This is a genomic window from Mesorhizobium sp. M1A.T.Ca.IN.004.03.1.1, assembly GCF_003997555.1.
In the GTDB taxonomy this organism is placed as follows: Bacteria; Pseudomonadota; Alphaproteobacteria; order Rhizobiales; family Rhizobiaceae; genus Mesorhizobium.
In genome coordinates, this window is the sequence record NZ_RZTV01000370.1 from 1 (window position 1) to 269 (window position 269).

Annotated in this window: 1 protein-coding gene; it reads right to left on the reverse strand. The window is 62.8% G+C overall.

The window, feature by feature from the left end; translation table 11 throughout:
- Window positions 1–269: CNNM domain-containing protein (locus EOD29_RS32020; protein ID WP_127248829.1), on the reverse strand; the 269-nt coding region annotated here is incomplete at both ends.

A 269-nucleotide genomic window follows, 5' to 3' on the forward strand; every position in this document is an offset into this window, starting at 1 on the left:
CCCAGCTCTTCGGCAGCACCTGCGCGAAGATGACGAGGATGATAGTCATGGCGAGCGTCGCCAGCGCCACACCCGAACTGCCGAACAGCCCGAGAAAAAGGCTGGTGGCGATCGAGGAAGAGAGGATGTTGGCAAGATTGTTGCCGATCAGCAGCGTACCGATCAGCCGGTCGCGCCGTTCGATCAACTGCCGGACGAGGCCGGCGCGTTCATCGCCGTTGACCTCAAGCGTATGAATGCGGCTGCGCGAAACGGCGGTGAGCGCCGTC